1 protein-coding gene is annotated in these 562 nt (G+C 64.7%); it reads left to right on the forward strand.

The genetic code is table 11. From position 1 onward, the window contains the following. On the forward strand, positions 1-562 hold a 562-nt coding region (locus tag ACXJKJ_RS31650), incomplete at both ends, for a TonB-dependent receptor domain-containing protein (RefSeq protein WP_457395666.1).

Below are 562 nucleotides of genomic sequence, written 5' to 3' on the forward strand. Positions count from 1 at the left end.
CGTGTTCGACACCATCAGCTTCAGCGAGCAGTGGATGCTCAACCTGGGCGCGCGCTTCGACGACTACAGCACCCACCAGTTCAACCCGACGGCCGCAGCCAACCTGCAGCACCTGCGCAACGACACCTCGTTCTGGAACGGCCAGGCCGGGCTGGTCTTCAAGCCGGTGGAAAACGGCAGCATCTACCTGTCCTGGGGCACCTCCTCCACCCCGGTGGGCACCGACGGCGGTGATGGCGCCGATGGCATCAGCGCCACCATCCAGGATCTCAAGCCGCAGCGCAGCCGCAACATCGAACTGGGYACCAAGTGGGACCTGTTCGATGCGCGCCTGTCGCTGACCGGTGCGATCTTCGAAACCGAGATGACCAACGCGCGCGTCACCAGCGATGCGGGCACCACCCAGAACGCGGGCAGCAAGAAGGTCAAGGGCGCCGAGATCGGCTTCAGCGGCACGATCGTGCAGGGCTGGCAGGTGTTTGGTGGCTATACCTACCTGGACGCGGTAGTCGAGGACAACGGCTTTGCCCTGGTCAACGGGGTGTACGTGCCCTCGCCGTTC

The sequence above is a fragment of the Roseateles sp. P5_E1 genome, from assembly GCF_054049335.1.